We start from the raw sequence: 17,967 nt of genomic DNA on the forward strand, positions 1-17,967 counted from the left end.
GAACGCTCCGCCCACGGCCGCGACGTCAGCAGGAGGGACAACGATGGCGAAGAGCACGCCGGACATCCGGGTTCCCGATCTCACCGGCAAGCTCGCGGTGGTCACCGGAGCCAGTGACGGGGTCGGCCTCGGCCTGGCGACCCGCCTCGCCGGTGCCGGTGCGGAGCTCGTCCTGCCGGTCCGCAATCCGCGCAAGGGCGAGGCTGCGCTCGCGAAGATCCGCAGCCTGCACCCTGATGCCGAACTCGCCCTGCTCGACCTCGATCTGTCCTCGCTGGAATCCGTTGCCGCGGCGGCGGACCGGCTCACCGAGCAGGGGCGGCCGATCCACATGCTGGTCAACAACGCCGGGGTGATGACCCCGCCCGACCGGCAGACCACAAAGGACGGTTTCGAACTGCAGTTCGGCACCAACCACCTCGGCCATTTCGCACTGGTGGCCCGGCTGCTTCCGCTGCTGCGGGCGGGCAGGGCCCGGGTCACCTCGCAGGTCAGCGTCGCGGCCGGCCAGCACTCCGTCAACTGGGACGATCTCCAGTGGGAACGGAGCTACTCCGGCAACGGGTCCTACAGCCAGTCGAAAATCGCCTTCGGCCTGTTCGGTCTCGAGCTCGAACGGCGCAGCAGGGCCGGTGGCTGGGGCATCACGAGCAACCTTTCCCATCCCGGGGTGACGCCGACGAACCTGCTTGCCGCGCGTGCGGAGGTCGGCCGCGACCGCGATACCGCGAAGGCGCGGTTCATCCGTGCGCTCTCCGCGCGCGGCATCCTGTTCGGGAAGGTGGAGACCGCGCTGCTGTCCCCGCTCTACGCCGCGACGTCACCCAGCGCCGAAGGCGGGCGTCTCTACGGGCCCAGCGGCTTCCGGCACCTCTCCGGCCCACCGGCCGAGCAGAAGCTGTACTCGCGCTTGCGCAGCACGGACGACGCCCGCCGGATCTGGCGGATCTCCGAGGACCTGGCCGGTATCCGGTTCCCGGGCGTGCGTACCGAGGCATCCGCCTGAGGGTGGGCGTTTCTCACCGGTGCCAGGCGATTTCCGTGGTCGAGACGAGCACGATGCTCGCCTCGGTGTGGTGTGGATTGGCCATCTCGTGCGGGTGAACTGCACTGAAGTGGACCGAGTCGCCCTCGCCGAGTTCGTGCTGTGTGCCCTCGATGGTGATGGTGAGCGCACCGCGCGTCACGTAGATCCACTCGTCCCCGTCGTGGCTGACCACGCCCGGACTCCGCTCGTGCGCCGGGAACGTGAGTTCGGTGGCCTGCAGCCGTGCGTCCGGTGTGGACCGCGACAGGACGGTGACCCTCCTGCGGCTGCCCGGGTGACTCGCCCGGTCGCCTGCCCGGCTGACCAGGACGGTGCCGATCTCCGCCTCGTCGATCAAGGTGCCGATCGGCACGCGGTAGGCACGGGCGAGCGCAAGGAGAATCCGTACCGACGGTGCACGCTGGGCCTTCTCGATCCGCGACAGGTGCGCTGCCGACACCCCGCTGAGCTCCGCCAGCTGTGTCAGCGACAGGCCGCTGCTCGCCCGGCGCCCGCGCAACGCCGCGGCGATCTCCTCGTCGACGTCCGAGACATCCGAGGGTTCGGGTTGCGTCACGTCTGCCCTTTCCGCCGTTCCTGCGCCCGCCGCGCGATCACCCGGCCTTGTCGGGATGGCGGTCGTCGATCCACCCGGACCGCATGTCGGGCAGGATCCCGGTGGGTGAGCCGTCCGGAACCGGATAACCCCGGCGCCGTCGGTGAAAAGGATATCGTAGAAGCTCGTCTTGTTCCGCTGCTCGTGGCGGCCGCGGCCCGCCGGCCGTGCTGAATCACCGGTGCCGCCGCCGCGGGTTACCGAGCGGATCCGGCGGCGGGCACGGGATTGTTCAATCTGCAGAGCAATGCGGGTGCCTTCGATGGTGATTGCACCACGGCAAGGCCGTTCACGGTGGTCAGGAAGGCTCCCACGTAAACGGCGCCCAGAACCGCGACCACCGCGAACACGGCCCAGCGGTTCTGCAGCGGCAGCGTCATGGTCAGCAAAGCCGCGATGGTGAGGACTGTCGTGAGAAGCAGGCGGCGTTTCCATCCGAAGACCGGAGGCGGCCGCGGCCGCCGTTCCGGTGAGAGCGGGAGGCAGTGCGTACATGAGTGCGGCAGTCGAGGCGGTCATTCCGTATCCGACGGCCATGTTCTGCGCGAAAACGATGACCGTGAAAGTCGTCGCTCCGCCGGCAGTGCGGACAACGGGATCAGGGGAGTGCGGACCTTGCGTTCGACGGCGGCGAAAGCCACGCAGGCCAGCGCTGCCACGGCGAGAAGCACGAGGGGCCGCGGTGAGCACTCCGAGGGTGATGCCGAATGTGTGGTGGGTCAGAGATCGGTTGAGCAGTACGTAGGAGATCGCGAAGGCTGCGCCCCCGAAGCCGTTCAGTGCCCGGCCGACGAGCAGTACCGGAAGCGCAGGGGCCGGCAGGCAGAGCACGGAGCCGGTGGCGGTCACGGCAGTGACGAAAACGAGTGTTTTCCGGCGCCCGAAGAAGTCGCTCCATCGCGAGAACACCGCCCCGGACACGCTACCGATCAGGTGGAGCAGCGAGGAGACCTGGGCTGCCTGGTCGATGCCGACGTGGAATTCGGCCGCGATGGCAGGCAGGACCGGGCTGATCATGGTCGCGTTGAGCTGCGTGGCGACGACGGTGAGAGTAAGTACGAAGACGAGGGCGAAGGCACGCTTGCCGTGCAACGGTTCCCGCGCCTGTGCACCGGCAGGCGCGGGCGGGGCGGGCCGGGCGGCGGGGTGGTTTTCGGTCATGTCCGGCTCGATGCGGCGTCGGAGGAGACCGGATTCCGGGTGCTGCGATGGGTGAAGCGGGTGGAGAGCAGACGGGACAACTCGGTGCGGTCCGCGCCGGATGCCGGGTCGCCGGCCGGCGTGGCGCCGGACCGCAGGAAGCTCTCCGCCGCCGGCGCTGAGCCGGACACGAACCGGACGGCCGTTTCGTGCAGCCGGCTCGCCGCATCCTCCGGGACGAGTCCGATGCCGGCCGGCACGGACGGGTCGTCGGTCACCCCGAAGAGCGCCGGGATGTCGGCACAGTGCACGACCAGGGGCGCCCAGCCGTGGTCGTAGCACCAGGTTCGTCCGGGGCCGCGGAGGTCGGCGGTGGCGCGCACTGCCGAGCGGATGAGCCATTCACCGAGCAGCCGCGGTTCGCCCGGATCGGGCAGCCCGGTGAACAGACGCGCCGCATTCGCCGCCGTCGCGCGGTCGATCCGGTGGGCGATCAGCCAGTCGAATGCCCCGGTTTCGGACAGCGGTGGCCGGTCGGCGTCGAAGGCGAGTTCGTCGCGGGTGGCACCGATCGCGAGCGGAACGTCGGTGGAGCAGGAAGCCGGGCAGGCACCACGCCGGGGAGAACAGGCCTCCCGCCGCCGGGCCGGCGAGCAGGGTCAGTACTGCATTCCCGTCCGGGCTGATCGGAGATCCGGACACGTAACGCCCACCATGGAACCACGCCAGGACGGGCAGCCTTTCCGGTGATCGCAGTGTGTGCACCGGTGCGAAGCCGGTGAGATTCAGGACGTCCGCACCCGAGACGACCGGCTCGGGCATCAAGGCGCGGCTCGCGGGGTTGCGCGGTGGCGCCCCACCGGGTGGCGTCGACGGCTTCGTCCCGGGGAAGCAGGCGAAGCCGTGGCGGCGCAAAGCGGAGCGCACCGGTCGGCGCGGCCGCGTCGGGGATACCGCGAAAGACCGCGAGCCCGTCCCTGGCCAGACCGATCACCCGGCATGTCGAGGTCGGCTGAACGATGGGTGTCGACGAAGTCCACCAGCCTGCAGTCATCCGGCACGCTCCCTGGCCGTTGCTCCGGAGGGGGAGAGTCTGCGATTGCCAAGGGGGAACGATCTCGAACGACTTCGGCCCGCTGTTCCGTGGATAGTCTGACGGCGAACGGAAGTGTGCTGTGGTGCAGACCGGTCAGGCGTTCGTGGTGTTGTCCGTGACCAGTGGAGTCAGTGCGGCGGTGATCGTCGCGTCGTCGGTGCCTGCGAGCCGCGCCACCAGTGCGTCGAGGCTGCCCGCGACAGCGTCGTGTACGGCGTGGGCGAGCTTGGCGCCTTCTCCGGTGAGGTCGACGCGCACCATGCGCCGGTCCTGGGGGTGACGGATCCGGTGGACGAGGCTGCGTGCTTCGATCCGGTCGACGAGTCCGGTGAGACTGGATTTCTCCAGGTTGAGCGCGGCGCACAGTTCGGTCATGGTCATCGCGCCCTCGGTGAGCCTGCAGAGCAGCTGGGCCTGCTGGGGCGTCAGGTCGAAGCTCCGGCTCACGTCGGCGAATATCCGCTGGACCCGGTGTGCGGTCCGCACGAGTGTGTCGGCGACCCCGAGGCGGGGCAGCTGGCCTGCGGTCATCCGCCGAGTGTAGTTGACGGTCGTACGTTGTGCGAACTAATGTAGTTCGTACAACGTATTATCGGCTCTACGAACCAGATGGGGGGCGCAATGCGGTCGAGAGTGGTCGTCGTGGGTGGCGGGTATGGCGGCATCGAAGTCGCCAAGGCGCTCGACGACGTGGCCGATGTCGTGCTCGTGGAGCCCCGTGACACGTTCGTGCACCACGTGGCCGCGTTGCGGGCACTCACCGACGCACGGTGGTCCGCGCGGATTTTCCTGCCGTACCAAGGGCTCCTGCGACGCGGCCGGATCGTGCGCGACCGGGCCGCGCGGGTGTCCGCCGGGCTGGTGGAGCTCGAATCCGGCACCCGGCTCGACGCCGACCACCTCGTGCTGGCGACCGGTTCGGGCTACCCGTTCCCGGCCAAGTTCGCCGAACCGGACGCCGCGGCAGCCCAAGCGCACCTGGCCAGGGACCGTGCGCACCTCGCGGAGGCCGAGCGGGTGGTGCTGTTCGGCGCCGGGCCGGTCGGGCTGGAACTGGCCGGGGAGATCGTGGCGGCGTGGCCGGCGAAGCCGGTGACGCTGGTCGACCCGGCCGCCGATCTGCTGACCGGGGCCTACCCCGGCGAACTTCGCGACGAACTGCGCCGCCAGCTCACCGCGCTCGGCGTGGAGCTGGTGCTCGGCGCGGGAAAAGTGGCATTGCCCGCCACCCCGCCGGGCAGTGTCGGCGGATTCGAGGTCGCCCTGTCCGACGGGACGGCCGTCGGCGGCGATCTGTGGTTCCGGTGCTTCGGCAGCGATCCCGAGTCCGCCTACCTCGACGGCGAACTCGCCGCGGCGCGCGACGCCCGCGGGCGATTGGCCGTCGACGAGCACCTGCGGCTGGCCGGCCACGACACGATCCGGGTCATCGGCGATCTCACTGCCGTCGACGAACCCAAGACCGCGAAGGCCGCGGGTGAGCACGCCCGCGTGGTCGCCGCCGACATCACCGCGGAGATCACCGGTGCGGGCGAGCGAACCGGCTACCGCCCCGGGCCCCCGTCGATTTCGCTGCCGCTGGGACCCGACGGGGGAGCGAGTTACACCCCGCAGCACGGTGTGCTCGGCGCGGAAGCCACGGCACGGATCAAGGGAACACACCTGCGGCTGGACAGCTACCTCGCGCTGCTCGGCGCCACCGCCGCGGAGTGACCTGGCGATGTGCCTTGTGGTGCAAGGAAACGCCCGGGGCGGTGCGGGGGCCACGAGAGGACCGTGGTGCGGCCGGGGTCTGATCGACAGGTGCCCCGGAAAGCGCGGATGCCCGAGCCGTATCATGGCGATCTGTGGCGGAGTCTCGGTTCGATCGGCGGGGAGCCGCGCCGTGACTGACTTTGCGCCCGACGAGATGCGGGCCCGCGAGCCGGCTGAGGCTGGGGCGACCCTCGCCGAGCGTGCTGGTGCGCCGGCTGTTCTTCCGGAGCTCCCGGCATCGGCGGCAGCGCAGGTCCTCCACTGGCGGCCCCCCTCGATGGCCGACCTCGATCTCCTCCACACGCTGATGCGCGTCGCCGGTGAAGTCGACCATCCGCGTGAGGTGTACTCCCGCGAACTGGTCGAGCGCGGGCTGACCGGAGAGCGCTTCGACCTGTCCGCCGACGCCGTCATCGCGCTGTCCGATGGTGGCGAGGCCGTTGCCTATGGGGAGGCGAAGCCGGCGGATGCCGAGACCGGGGTGTTCCTGGACGGCGTCGTGCACCCCGGCTGGCGCGGACACGGCATCGGCCGCGCACTGCTGAGCTGGCAGGAGGCGCGCGCGAGGCAGCTGCTCGCGGCGTCGGGAAGCGATCGGCCGGCCCGTATCGCGGTCGGAGCCCGAGAAGAGAACGAAGACGCTCTCTCACTGTTCCGTGCCACGGGATTCCAGCCTGTGCGCTGGTGGCTGGAGCTCTGGCGCTCGCTCGACGAGCCCATCCCCGAACCAGGGCGGGCGCTGCCCGAAGGTGTCTCTCTGCGCGCGTACTCGGCGGAGCTCTCCGAGCCGACGCGCCTCGCGATGAACGATGCGTTCCGCGGCCATTGGGGGTCGCAGCCCACGACCGCGCAGGAGTGGGAAGAAGAGCACGCCTTGGAAGCCTTCGCACCGCATCTGTCGCGTCTGGCGGTCACCGGTGCGGGGACCGCCGAGGAACCGCACGTCGTCGTGGGAGCCGTGCTCATCGACGTCGACGAGGTCGATTGGGAGCTCAATGGAGGTCCCTTCGCGTACCTGGCCATGATCGGCGTGGTCCACGCCTGGCGCGGAAAGGGGCTGTCCTCGGCGTTGCTTCTCTCGGCCCTGCGGGCCTGCCGCGATGCGGGGATGCTGAACGCGGCGCTGGACGTCGACGCCGCGAATCCCAGCGGGGCGGTGGAGATGTACTCGAAGCTCGGCTTCGCCGAGCGGGAGCGATCGGTGACGTACGCCAAGCACATCTGATCGCCACCAAAGCTGTGTACTGCGCCCGGGAACGCGACAGCGCTCCTCGATGAGGACTCCGGAGCCGAGGCCTGATGGCCGCCAGGCCGGTCAGCCGACGGACGGGTTGTCCAACGCACCGATCCGGCCGATCTCCTCCAGCGGATACCGGATCTGCCTGCTCTCCAGCCGGAATTTGCGGTAGAAGTCCGTCATCGCCGCAGCGATCGGCGCGTGCCGGGTGAGGATCGCCGCGGCCTGCGGTGGAATCCCCTTCGGACGCTCGCCCCGGGCGCATGCGCGCACGAACGCGCTGCGCTCTTCCCCCCGGTACCCGTACCACGCGGTGACCAGCCAGATCACCAGATGTGTGACGGAGTAGCAGCGGTCATAGGTCTGGTGCTCGGCGAAGAAGCCGGCCTCTTCCCCGGACAGGTCGAACTCCGCGGAGATCGCGAGACCGTAGTCCGCGAAGAACAGGCGCTCACCGTCGGTCAGGATGTTCTGGAAGTGGGCATCGAAGTGCAGGAGACCGCGGGCGTTCATGAACGAGATGCCGGCCCGCAGTTGCTGCTCGACCATGGCGCAGGCGCGGTCGGCCGCCGCACCGCCGGCTTCGACCTGGACGCCCAGCCAGTCGTGCAGGTTGTGCGGGAGGTACTCCAGGAACAGTGCGATGCTCGCCGAGCAATCCCGCAGGGCCTCGATCCGCCGGCGCATCTGCGAGCCACCTCCCCAGTAGGCGACGGCCTTCTCCACGTCGGCCAGTTCCTCGGGAAGCGACTGCCCGGGGTGCGGCAGGACCCGCCAGTGGTGCATCAACGGGAAGCCCGCGCTGTCCTGTGCGAGCGCCCATTTCGTCGTCATGGTCTGCACGGCCAGCTCTCGCCAGGCCCCGAAGCCCGGCGTTCCGATGGTCCCGACACCGAAATGGGCGAAGGCAGGCAGCCCGAAGAGATTCGCCGTGGACCGGAGGTTCTCCGGCTGCCGTTCCAGATCGCTCAGCGGCACCCGCTTGACGAAGACCGGGGTCCCGCCGACGTCGAGCAACGCCGATGTACCGCCGATACCGGCGCCCCTGGGCTCGGCCGCCTCCACGCGGTCGCGCAGCTCGCGATCACTGCACCGGGCCAGCGCAGTGGAGACGGCACGGTGCGCCGCCAGCCGCGCAGCACGCGACCGGTCACCGTTCTCGACGACTGCCTTCACGTGGGCAACAACCTTTCTGGCATGCGAACACCGCTCCGCTGCACTGTAGGTGAAGAGCAGACCGGACCGAGCGAACGCGATGCGCCGGCAAACCACCGCTGCCCAGCGGCTAGGGGTTCGATTCGAAGGAGCTCAACGTGACGTCGTAGTCGGTCCCGCCGACCTCGAACATCGAGGTCATCCAGTGGTAGAAGTTGTCCCCGCGGTCGCGTAGCTGCCGGTGGAGTTCGGTCATCAGTTCGCGGCGGAGCCCGGCCAGCTGCGGATCGTCGATGCGGTTCACCAGCTCGTGCGGATCGGCTCGCAGGTCGTAGAGCTCGTTGACGGATTCCGGGTTCACCACGAGTTTGTGCGTGCCGGTGCGCAGCATCCGTTGCGGGTAGGGGAAGTGGTGCCCGTGGAACTCGGCGAGCACCGAGTCCGGCCACTGCGGGGTCTCACCCTCGGCCAGCGGCCGCAGGCTCGTACCGTCGGCCGCGTCGCCGGTGGGCAGGCCGGCCAGATCGAGGATGGTCGCGGTGAAGTCCATCAGCGTGACGAACTCGTCGCGGGCCTGCTGCCGCGGGGCGCCCGGGATCCGCAGCAGGGCAGGGATCCGGTAGATCTCGTCGTACATCGCCGGGCCCTTGTCGTGCAGCCGGTGCGCGCCGGTGAACTCGCCGTGGTCGGCGGTCATCATCACGGACGTGCGGCCGGCGAGGCCGAGCCGGTCCAGCGCGTCGAGGATGCGCCCGATCTCGTGGTCGACCAGCGAGACGTAGCCCCAGTAGACGGCGATGAGCTTGCGGCTGGTTTCCTCGTCGAGCGTGTCGAACGCCCAGTGCGCGCTGTAGTTGCGCTGCACCGGCGGTTTGCCGTCGAACGTCTCGTGCACCGACGGGGGCAGCTCGACGTCTGCGGGGTCGTACCGGTCGAAGTACTCGTCCGGGAGGATGTAGGGCAGGTGCGGGCCGAAGAAGTGGGTGGCGAGGAAGAACCGGCGGCCGCCCTCGTCGGCGGCGAACCGCTCGAGCATCTCGATGGTGCGGGTCGCCAGGTAGTGCTCGAAGGTCGCCTCCACCGGCTGGTGCAGCCGGGCGGCCATCAGGTTCCCCGCCCCGCCGTTGGGCAGCACGCCGCGGACCCGGTCGCTGATCCGGTACGGCGGCAGCTCGTGCTCGGCCAGGTAGGCCAGGTAATCGGGGTGGTCGATCGGGTTGTGCCACCCCGGCAGCTCCGGCCCCTCGAACCCGTAGTCCGCCGCGCTGCGGCGCACGCCGCCGTGCCACTTGCCGATCAGCCCGAGCCGCCAGTCCTGCTCCCGCAAGGCCTCGGCGAAGGTGAACTGCTCCTCGGAGAGGTCTTCCAGATAGCCGACGTTGCGCTCGTAGTTGGCCAGCAGCTTGTGGCGGAACGGTGCGGCGCCGGTCAGCAGGCTCGCACGGGCCGGGGTGCAGATCGCGGTCGGGGTGAACGCGTGCGTGAAACGCGTTCCGCCCGCTGCCAGCCGGTCCAGCGCGGGGGTTGCCACGACCGGGTTGCCGTAGCAGCCGAGGGTGGAGATCGAGTGCTGGTCGGTCATCAGGAAGAGGATGTTGTCGGTCAAGGTGGGTCATCCCGTGGTTCGGGCTCGGGAACCGGTCCCGGCAGCGGAGTCGGCGGTCAGCCGCGCGTGCACGAGCGCGCCCCGCGCCCCGGCGGTGCGGTCGTCCTGGGTCGGCAGCACGGTCAGCTCCGCGGTGCACCAGCCCGGCGCGAGGTCGCGGAGCACTTCCTCCAGCCGGGCCAGGAATCCCGGCAGCCGGGCGACGCGCCCGCCGACGAGCACCAGCGACACGTCGAGCACGGCCAGTACCCCGGCCAGCGCCTGCGCGGCGGCCTGTGCGGCGCGCTGCACCGCCGTCTCCGCTTCTCGATCTTGCGTGCGCAGGCGGTGGGTCAGCTCGGCGACGTCTGCGCATCCCGCCGCGGCGAGTACCGCGGGCACCGACGCGACCAGTTCCACACAACCCCGTCCGCCGCAGGCGCACCGCGGTCCGGTGGGATCGACGCAGACGTGGCCGAGTTCGCCCGCGGTGCCCCAGCTTCCCGAGACCAGTGAACCGTCGACGACGACGCCACCACCGACACCCTCGTCGACGCGGAGGTAGGCGACGTTCTGCCCGGCGGAGTCCTGCGCCGTCTCGCTGAGCGCGGTGTAGCGGGTGTTGTTCTCCACCAGTACCGGGACCCCGAAGCGTGCGTTCAGCTGTGCGGAGACTTCGGCGCGGTCACGGGTGAACCGGGCGAGCGCGAGGTCGAGTGACCGGTGGCCGTCGCCGCTGAACTTCGGGCCGGGAGTGCCGACCGCGAACCCGCGCACCGTGGTCAGGTCCAGGCCCTGTGCCGCGACGATCCCGTCCAGCAGGGCAAGAGCGGCTTCGGTGCGGGCGAGGATGCCGGTGCGTGCGTCGATGTCGCGGTCGGCCTGCCCGATCACGGCGTCGCCCGCGTCGGCCACGGCGACCGCTACGTGCGCCCGCCCGATCTCGATGCCGACCAGCTCGACCTGCGAGGTGTTGACGTGCACCAGCATCGACGGGCGGCCGCGGCCGCCGGCCCGGGTGTCCGCGGTCTCGCGGACGCGGTCTTCGGCGGCCAGTGCGGTCAGCGCGGCGGAGATCGTCGCGCGGGACAGACCGGTCTCGGCGACCAGGTGCTGTCTGGTCATCGGCCCACACCGGCGGAGCGCCGCGACGATCGCAGCCCTGGACGAGTCCGAGCCTGCCCGCCTCGGTTCACCTTGTGCCATCGCCGGTCCACTCACGTGCCCAGATTATGACCACCAGTTGACATAAACAAGATGATGGCTCCACAGTTGCCCGGTTAGTTTTATCGTAGTGCTCGACATAAATGTGCCGACCCCGCCGCGCACCGCTGCGGTCGGCGCGAGCGCCGGAGGCGATGGACGATGCGAAAGGCCACCCCACCGAAGGCCGCTGCCGAACCGAAGGCCCTGGTACCGGCCGACGAACGGGCGCGCCGCCGCCGGCAGCGCACCGCCGGGGCAGTGGCGGCCATCGCCGCGCTGCTCGTCGGCTACGACATGGGTGTCATCTCCGGTGCGTTGCTGTTCATCGAGCCCGAATTCCGGCTCTCCTCGTTCCAAAGCGGCGCCGTGGTCACGACCTTGCTGATCGGCGCAGTCGTCGGCGCGGCGGTGGCCGGGTGGGCGGCGCAGGCGATCGGCAGGCGCACCACGCTCTTGGTCACCTGCCTGCTGTATGTGATCTCCAGCGTGCTGATGGCCGTCGCGCCGGACTACGGCTGGCTGCTCGTCGGCCGCGTGCTTGCCGGGCTGGCGGTCGGTGCCACCCAGAGCACGGTGCCGACCTACCTGGCCGAGCTCGCCCCCACCGGCAACCGCGGCAGGCACACCTCGGGTAACCAGCTCATGATCGCCTCCGGCATCCTCATCGCGGCGGTGATCAACTACTTCTTCTCCCAGGACCTGTCGTGGCGCTGGTCGCTCGGCATCGCGGCGATCCCCGCCGCGCTGATCGGGGCGGCCCTGTTCCGGCAGTCCGAGACCCCGCGCTGGCTGATGCTCAAGGGGCGGACCGACGAGGCGCGGCACATCCTGGACCGGCTGCTGCCGCCGGACGAAGCACAGCTGGCCTACCGCGAGCTGGACGCCGCGCGGCACGACGAGACTGCCGGTGCCGGAAACACTTCGCTGACCCTGCGCGGATTGCTGGGATTGCGGGCGCTGCGGCGAATACTCGTGGTCGCGGTGGTCTTCGCGATGGCACAGCAGCTGCTCGGTATCAATTCGATCGTCTACTACGCGCCGACGATCCTGAAGAGCGTGGGTTTCGGCACCCAGGCGGCGCTGATCAACACCGTCGGGTTCGGTGTGCTCTCGGTGGTGATGACGCTGGTGTGCGGCTACGTCGTCGACCGCAGCGGCCGGCGTCCGCTGCTGATCGGCGGCGGGATCACCCTCGGCGTCGCGATGCTCGCCGTGGCGGCGGTGTTCGGCTTCGGACTGCTCGGCACCGGCGCGGGGCAAGGCATCAGCCTCGCCATGCTGTCGATCTTCAAGGCGGGCTATTCGCTCACCTGGGGGCCGGTCGTGTGGATCATGCTGCCCGAACTCCTCCCGCTGCGGGCCAGGGCCGCGGGGGTTTCGCTGGCCACCAGCGCCCAGGTGCTCGTCACGGTTTTCCTCACGCTGTACTTCCCGTCCCTGATCGCGAACGGCGCCGCCGGGATCTTCCTGTTCTTCGGCCTGTTCGGCCTCGCCGCGGCGGTGTTCGTCGCACGGCTGCTGCCGGAAACCAGCGGCAAGAGCCTCGAAGCGCTGCACCTGCCCGGATCGGCGGCTCGGTAGGGAAGCGCGACAACCGGCGCCGGTTTCACGCGCCCGGTGTGTCCGGGCAACTGTCCTGCGCATTGCGACGTTCGTCCGTTGACGCCGGTTGTGCGGCTGTTGATCATTGTTGGGGCAGCGTTGTCCTCTTTCCTTGCCGCGCTGGGCTTCCGCGCTCCTGACCCGCACCGGTGCGGCGCCGTTCCGGCCACTTCCGGTGGCCGCGCACCGATGTGGAGGCTCACCGTCGACCGGCAGCGGGATCTCCGTGCGCCAGGTGTCGTCCACCGACGGTCTCGCCGGGGCGCCGGCCCGCCGGGTGTGGTCGGACACGCAGAACCTGGGGGAGGGGTGTGGGCGGCCGGGGTGACGTACGAGGTCTCGCGCTGCCGGACGGCAAATAGGCGATCGACGGCACGGCGTTCACCTTCGGCGGGCAGCGGTGGTTCGTCTGGTCCGGCTGGGCAGGGGACAGCAATGTCGAGCAGAACCTCTACATAGCAAGGACGAACGACCCGGTCACGCCGACCGGGGAGCGCTACGTCATCTCGCAGCCGAGGGAAAGCCGGGAACGGGTGGTCGGCGACCCGTTCTTCAACGAGAGTCCCGAAGCGATCAAGGATCCGAACGGACAGCTGCACATCGTCTACTCCGCCAACAGCAGCTGGAGTGACCAGTACTGCCTCGCCGATCTGCGCCTGCGCGCCGGCGGCGACCCGACCTACGTCTGGGACTGGTACAAGTCCAACGGCTGCCTGTTCGATTCGCACCGGGAGACCATGATGGCGGGCTGGGACCCGACGCTCCACGCCGACGGTCCGGGACACCACAGTTTCGTGCTGCGCAACGGAGACATCGCCACCAGCCCGCCATCGGACCGCAAGATCCCGCTGATGCACCATGCCGTCGCCAAGGGCACGCCGTACACCTGGGCCAACCGCCACTGGTACACCGGCACCTTCATGTGGCGGGGCGACATTGCCTACCACCGCTCCGGCGTTCCCGGTGCCACTTCCGACACCGGCTGGAGCCTCAAGTTCTTCGAATGACGGCTCGCCGTGGTCGTCCCGGGGTCGATCGCCGAGGCAGGCACAGCCACCGCCGGGTGGTTACCGGTGCGAGCCGTGACCGGAGCCGTCCGGATGGTGGCCCGAGCTGCCCGGGTGCGGGTGGAACCGGGCGACCTCGGGCGGGTGCACGACGAAGGGCCGCATCATGCCCTCGTCCTCGTGATCGAGGATGTGGCAGTGGTACATGAACGCGCCGGTGGCGCCCTCGAACCGGCCGGCAACTCGGATCCACTCACCCGACTGCAGGTTGAATGTGTCCTTCCAGCCCTGCTCGTACTGCTCGATCGGCGGGCGGTCGGCCGGTGCGGGCAGCGGACCGGTGGTGCCGCCTGCCGCGACGTCGAACGCCGTCAGGTCATCGAAGGTCCACCGGGTCAGGAGCTGGAATCGCGCCAGGTGGATGTGCGTCGGATGCGGGGCCCCGCCGAGCTGGATCAGATTCCACACCACCCACCGGCCCCGCTCGACGAAGATCGACGTCGCGTCGTCGAACAGGCGCGCGATCTGCCGGAACGTCCGCACCTGCCCGGTGCGCGGGTCGGTGACCTGGATGACGCCCTCCGCGGGGAAGTGCGTCGGCAGCTCCTCCGGTTCGGTGATCTCCTTCAGCTCCCACATCTCCGGATGCGGCCTGCCTGCCACCCCCGGCACGGTCGTCGCCACGAACACCTCGTCGTGGTCCTCCGGCACGGTCTCCCCGTGCTTCAGCCGGACGTACGATGTGGACAGCCGGGCCGGCGGTTCGAACGAATCGCCGCGGCCGCGGCTCTCCACCCGGAACTGCATGATGTCCGGCTCGACCGACGCGCCGGTGTTGACGAGCCGCAGGCGCTGTCCCCTGAACCGGCTGAAGTCGATCAGCAGGTCGACCCGCTCGGCCGGGGTGAGGGTCAGCCCGCCCGCCGGCACTGCCGCCGGGGCGGGCAGCAGACCGGCGTCCGTGCCGGCGATCCGGACCGCGTCGTGGTGCACGGCTCCGGCCTCGTCGACCAGGTCGAGGCGGAAGAACCGGGCGTTTGCCGCGTTGAGCACCCGAAAGCGGTACCAGCGTGCCTCGACGTCGAGGTGCGGCCAGATCACGCCGTTGACGAGGGTGAACGGGCCGGTGACGGGGGCGGACGTGCCGGTCTCGAGCAGGTACTGGAACTTGAACAGCAGTCTGCCGGTGAGCGCGCCGGTCACCGGGTCGGTGTCGAGGTTGCGGTCGGCGATGATCAGCGGGATCTCCTGCTCACCGCCGGGTAGGTGCAGGCGGTCCTCCTCCTCGTCGCGCAGCAGATACAGCCCGGCGAGTCCGGCGTGGACGTTGAAGCGCGTCACCGCCATCGCGTGGTCGTGGTACCAGAGTGCGGTGGCTGCTTGGCGGTTCGGGTACTCGGTGAGCTGCGCGTCCCCCGGCGATATGCCGTTGTGCGCCCAGCCGTCGTTGCCGCCGTTCGCCAGCGCCCCGTGCAGATGCACGACGTTCCACGGTGGCAGGTCGGCGACGCCGTCGACCAGCTCCACCCCGGCGGGCAGGCTGCCGTCCGGGTTGCGGTAGCCGGGCAGGTTCGCCGGCGTCGGCTGCGCGTACGGCGCCCGCACTGCCACGAGCGGCACCGTGCCGTGCAGCTCGTTGGCCCACGCGACTCGCAGCCGCCGGTTGCTGCGCGCCTCGATGGTCGGGCCGGGGAACTGTCCCTCGTAGGTCCACAGCGCGGTCTCGGGCAGCTGGGAGTGCAGCCGTTTCCGCGTGGTGGTCATCGTGATCGTGAGCTCGTCCCGGTGCCGCCGCGAGTACGCCAGGATGGATTGCGGAATCCGTAACGGGTCGAGGAACTTGGTGAGACCGAAGTCCGGGCCGGTGGGTGCGTGCGGGCGGCGGCGGCCGGTCGTCGCCGAAGCGGTGGCCCCAGGGACACCCGAACCGAGCAGGTGCACGCCCGCCACCACGCCCGCGGAGCCGAGTGCGGCGGAGGCGAGGAAGCTGCGACGGTCGAACGACTCATCCACCGGCAGTTCTCCCGCAGTACCTCGAGGGGCGTACACCCGTTGTGCCGCACCGACCGACCGGGTGCGGCACCGATTTCCCGGCAGACCTCGTTCGCAGCTCCGCCGCCTCGGCTACCAGGCGACCGGCAGTTCGGTCATCACCCGGAAACCCGCGGTGGGATCGAACGGGATTTCCGCCGCCGGAGCGGCGAGGCGCAGGCCGGGCAGTCGCCGGAGCAGCGTGCTGAGGGCGATTTCCATGGTGACGCGTGCGAGGTTCTGCCCGAGGCACTGGTGGGGGCCGAACCCGAACGAAACGTGGTCCCGGACCGAGGCGCGGTGCCAGCCCAGGGAATCCGGTGCCTCGTGGACGTTCTCGTCGCGGTTGATGAGCGAGGTGATGAAGAACACGCCGTCGCCCTTGCGGATGGTGGTTCCATCGGCCTCGATGTCGTCGGTGGCCAATCGGGTCACCCCGTCGGGGATGGAAAGCAGCCGCAACAGCTCGTCCACCGCGGCGGGCATCAGCGAGGGGTCCGCCCGCAGCTCGGCGAGCCGCTCGGGGTTCTGCAACAGGGCGAACGTGCTGAGCGAAATCATCGTCCCGGTGGTGCCGTGGCCGCCTGCCACCTGCAGGACCAGCGTCGCGACCAGCTCTTCGCCGGTCACCTCGCCCACATCCCCGGTGGGACCACGCTGTGCGAGGAGGTCGTCGAGGACCCCGTCCCCGGGGTCGGCCCGCTTCTGCGCGATCAGCTTGTGCATATAGGCCATCAGCTCGTCGTAGGCGGCATTGGCGTTCGGGCCGGCGGCGAGCTGGTGCGACTGCTTTTCGAAGAAATCGTGGTCTTCGCGGGGGATACCCATCAGGTGGTACAACACCGTCAGCGGCACCGGTGCCGCGAAAGCGGGGATCAGATCCGCCGGGGCACCGTTGTCGAGCAGATGGTCCAGCTGCCGGTCGACGATTTCCTGGATCTTCGGCCGCCAGGAATTGATCCGCTTCATCGTGAAGCTGGGAATCAGCATCTTGCGCCGGGCGTTGTGCACCGGGCCGTCCACGCCCACCAATGCGGTGACGATTTTCATCACCTTCTGCTGGACATCGCTGACGGCGGCGGCGATCGTCGCGAACATCATGGGCCACGCCGGGTTCGTGCGGTCGCTGGAAATACGCGGATCGACCAGGAGCTGGCGGGCCAGATCGCGACCGGTGACCGCCCAGACGCGCCTGCCGTCGTAGAGTGCGACCTGGGAGAGCGGCCGCTGCTCGGCCAGCGGCAGGTAGCCCGGCGCCGGCTGATAGGGACAGGTGCGGTCCTGCGGGAAAACGACGGCGTCAGTCATGCGGGAACCCTCCGAGCGGCCAATTCAGTGACGTGCGTGTAACCGATGCGGTGCGGAAAATCGGCGAGAAAGACGTGACCTCCAGGACCGGATGCGCCGTCGAAATCGCGTGCACTTTGCGGTCGGCGAACTCCGGGACGTGGCCGGCGAGAACCGTTCCCGGCCGGAGTGCCCCGATCCGGGCAGGACACACCGAAGCCCTAATTCGCGAAGTCCGCCTTGTGGTCCACTGCCCACTCGGCGAACGTGCGCGCCGGTTTGCCGAGGACTTTTTCGACAGTGCGGTCGATCTCGACGGGTCCTTCGAGCGCTTCCACGTAGTAGCGGATCCTCGTCTCGATGATCTCCGGTGTGTCCGCCCGGCTGATCGTCCCTTCCGCCACCAGCTCTTCGATGCGATTCCCGATCCGGTTGCGGAAATCGGCACGGGCGTCATCGCCGGTGACGTCCTCGAACGCCAGCTCGCGGCCGATCGCCTCGCCGATGAGCGCGACCTGCTCGGCCTGGGTGACGCTGTCCCCGCCGGTGATGTGGTATTTCGCCCCGGCGTGTCCGTCCTGCAGCAGGGCACAGGTGCTCACTTCGGCGATGTCCCGCTCGTGGATGGCGGACAGGTAGGAGTGTGCGTAGAGCAGCCGCACCGGCTCTCCGTTCTTGATGGACGGCGCCCACTGCAAGGAGTTCGCCGCGAACGGGCCGGGCCGTACGAACGTCCACGACAGGCCGGACCGTTCGATCGATTCCTCCATCGACCGATGCCATCGAGCGATCCAGTGGTCCGGATCGGGACCGGCGACCGCCATCGAGGACAGGAGCACGGCGTGTTCGACGCCGGCCGCCTTGGCGATCGCCATGACCTGCTCGACAGCGGAGGGCTGGGTGTAGAGAAAGATCTTCTGCACGCCTTGAAGTGCCTGCTCGAACGTCTTCGGGTCGGCGAGATCCGCCCGGCGGACGTCGACCTCCGCAGCCACGTCGAGCGACTCCGGATTGCGGGAGGTCGCTCGCACGTCCGCCCCCGCCTGCACCAGCAGGTCTACGACGTGCCGACCGACATTGCCGGTCGCGCCGGTGACCAAGATCGTCATGATTCTCCCGGATGGCTCGCTGTGCGCTGCCGCACCCACTGCGTGAACGTTTCGCAGGCTAAGACGGCAGACATCGGCCCGGCATCCCTCGTTCTGGTAGAAACCCGGCATCCG

General features: G+C 69.6%; 14 protein-coding genes. 5 read left to right on the forward strand and 9 right to left on the reverse strand.

Annotation, left to right across the window (positions count from 1 at the left end; all coding sequences use genetic code 11):
- Window positions 1-43 precede the first annotated feature (43 nt).
- Window positions 44-1,006: an SDR family oxidoreductase gene (locus ABD793_RS03100; RefSeq protein WP_344855020.1), complete on the forward strand. Its 963-nt coding sequence runs from the start codon at window positions 44-46 to the stop codon at window positions 1,004-1,006.
- 13 nt (window positions 1,007-1,019) lie between these two features.
- Here the strand turns inward: ABD793_RS03100 and ABD793_RS03105 are convergent, their stop codons facing one another.
- From ABD793_RS03105 to ABD793_RS03115, 3 genes are all read right to left on the reverse strand, one after another.
- Window positions 1,020-2,735, reverse strand: a complete 1,716-nt coding sequence (locus tag ABD793_RS03105) for an MFS transporter (protein ID WP_344855022.1) — start codon at window positions 2,733-2,735, stop codon at window positions 1,020-1,022.
- 65 nt (window positions 2,736-2,800) lie between these two features.
- A complete protein-coding gene (locus tag ABD793_RS03110; RefSeq protein ID WP_344855024.1) occupies window positions 2,801-3,166 on the reverse strand; it encodes a hypothetical protein in 366 nt (121 codons plus the stop codon).
- Window positions 3,167-3,972: 806 nt separating this feature from the next.
- A complete protein-coding gene (locus ABD793_RS03115) occupies window positions 3,973-4,410 on the reverse strand; it encodes a MarR family winged helix-turn-helix transcriptional regulator (protein WP_344855027.1) in 438 nt (145 codons plus the stop codon).
- Window positions 4,411-4,500: 90 nt separating this feature from the next.
- Between ABD793_RS03115 and ABD793_RS03120 the strand changes: the two genes are divergently transcribed.
- Together ABD793_RS03120 and ABD793_RS03125 are read left to right on the forward strand one after the other, a co-directional pair.
- The gene (locus tag ABD793_RS03120) at window positions 4,501-5,592 is read left to right on the forward strand and encodes an FAD-dependent oxidoreductase (protein ID WP_344855029.1); all 1,092 of its coding nucleotides are present in this window, start codon (window positions 4,501-4,503) and stop codon (window positions 5,590-5,592) included.
- Window positions 5,593-5,764: 172 nt separating this feature from the next.
- Entirely contained in the window at window positions 5,765-6,859 is a 1,095-nt protein-coding gene (locus ABD793_RS03125; protein WP_344855031.1) for a GNAT family N-acetyltransferase, read from the forward strand.
- 90 nt (window positions 6,860-6,949) lie between these two features.
- On the opposite strand, the gene ABD793_RS03130 is transcribed toward ABD793_RS03125, so the two are convergent.
- From ABD793_RS03130 to ABD793_RS03140, 3 genes are all read right to left on the reverse strand, one after another.
- Window positions 6,950-8,047 (reverse strand): protein kinase family protein, encoded by a 1,098-nt coding sequence (locus tag ABD793_RS03130; protein WP_344855033.1) that lies wholly within the window; start codon window positions 8,045-8,047, stop codon window positions 6,950-6,952.
- 109 nt (window positions 8,048-8,156) lie between these two features.
- On the reverse strand, window positions 8,157-9,632 hold the full coding sequence (locus tag ABD793_RS03135; RefSeq protein WP_344855035.1) for a sulfatase family protein: 1,476 nt from the start codon (window positions 9,630-9,632) through the stop codon (window positions 8,157-8,159).
- Window positions 9,633-9,638: 6 nt separating this feature from the next.
- Window positions 9,639-10,736, reverse strand: coding sequence for an ROK family protein (locus ABD793_RS03140; protein ID WP_344855037.1), 1,098 nt, complete (start codon window positions 10,734-10,736; stop codon window positions 9,639-9,641).
- A 240-nt stretch (window positions 10,737-10,976) separates the two neighbouring features.
- On the opposite strand from ABD793_RS03140, the gene ABD793_RS03145 reads away from it, so the two are divergent.
- Window positions 10,977-12,398 carry a sugar porter family MFS transporter gene (locus ABD793_RS03145; RefSeq protein WP_344855039.1) on the forward strand — a complete coding sequence of 474 codons (1,422 nt, stop codon included), beginning with the start codon at window positions 10,977-10,979 and terminating at the stop codon, window positions 12,396-12,398.
- 554 nt (window positions 12,399-12,952) lie between these two features.
- Window positions 12,953-13,426 carry a glycoside hydrolase family protein gene (locus ABD793_RS03150; RefSeq protein ID WP_344855041.1) on the forward strand — a complete coding sequence of 158 codons (474 nt, stop codon included), beginning with the start codon at window positions 12,953-12,955 and terminating at the stop codon, window positions 13,424-13,426.
- Window positions 13,427-13,486: 60 nt separating this feature from the next.
- Here the strand turns inward: ABD793_RS03150 and ABD793_RS03155 are convergent, their stop codons facing one another.
- From ABD793_RS03155 to ABD793_RS03165, 3 genes are all read right to left on the reverse strand, one after another.
- Window positions 13,487-15,439: a multicopper oxidase family protein gene (locus ABD793_RS03155; protein ID WP_344855043.1), complete on the reverse strand. Its 1,953-nt coding sequence runs from the start codon at window positions 15,437-15,439 to the stop codon at window positions 13,487-13,489.
- 111 nt (window positions 15,440-15,550) lie between these two features.
- Complete coding sequence (locus ABD793_RS03160; protein WP_344855045.1) at window positions 15,551-16,765, reverse strand: cytochrome P450; 1,215 nt, start codon at window positions 16,763-16,765, stop codon at window positions 15,551-15,553.
- 200 nt (window positions 16,766-16,965) lie between these two features.
- On the reverse strand, window positions 16,966-17,853 hold the full coding sequence (locus ABD793_RS03165) for an NAD(P)H-binding protein (protein WP_344855766.1): 888 nt from the start codon (window positions 17,851-17,853) through the stop codon (window positions 16,966-16,968).
- Window positions 17,854-17,967: the final 114 nt, after the last annotated feature.

It is taken from the genome of Amycolatopsis ultiminotia, from assembly GCF_039536925.1.
Lineage (GTDB): Bacteria > Actinomycetota > Actinomycetes > Mycobacteriales > Pseudonocardiaceae > Amycolatopsis > Amycolatopsis ultiminotia.

Excerpts from the sequence above, each read along its gene's own strand:
- ABD793_RS03100 (WP_344855020.1), top strand. The coding sequence starts at position 44 with ATGGCGAAGAGCACGCCGGACATCCGGGTTCCCGATCTCACCGGCAAG.
- ABD793_RS03115 (WP_344855027.1), bottom strand. The coding sequence starts at position 4,410 with ATGACCGCAGGCCAGCTGCCCCGCCTCGGGGTCGCCGACACACTCGTG.
- ABD793_RS03120 (WP_344855029.1), top strand. The coding sequence starts at position 4,501 with ATGCGGTCGAGAGTGGTCGTCGTGGGTGGCGGGTATGGCGGCATCGAA.
- ABD793_RS03140 (WP_344855037.1), bottom strand. The coding sequence starts at position 10,736 with ATGACCAGACAGCACCTGGTCGCCGAGACCGGTCTGTCCCGCGCGACG.
- ABD793_RS03145 (WP_344855039.1), top strand. The coding sequence starts at position 10,977 with ATGCGAAAGGCCACCCCACCGAAGGCCGCTGCCGAACCGAAGGCCCTG.
- ABD793_RS03160 (WP_344855045.1), bottom strand. The coding sequence starts at position 16,765 with ATGACTGACGCCGTCGTTTTCCCGCAGGACCGCACCTGTCCCTATCAG.
- ABD793_RS03165 (WP_344855766.1), bottom strand. The coding sequence starts at position 17,853 with ATGACGATCTTGGTCACCGGCGCGACCGGCAATGTCGGTCGGCACGTC.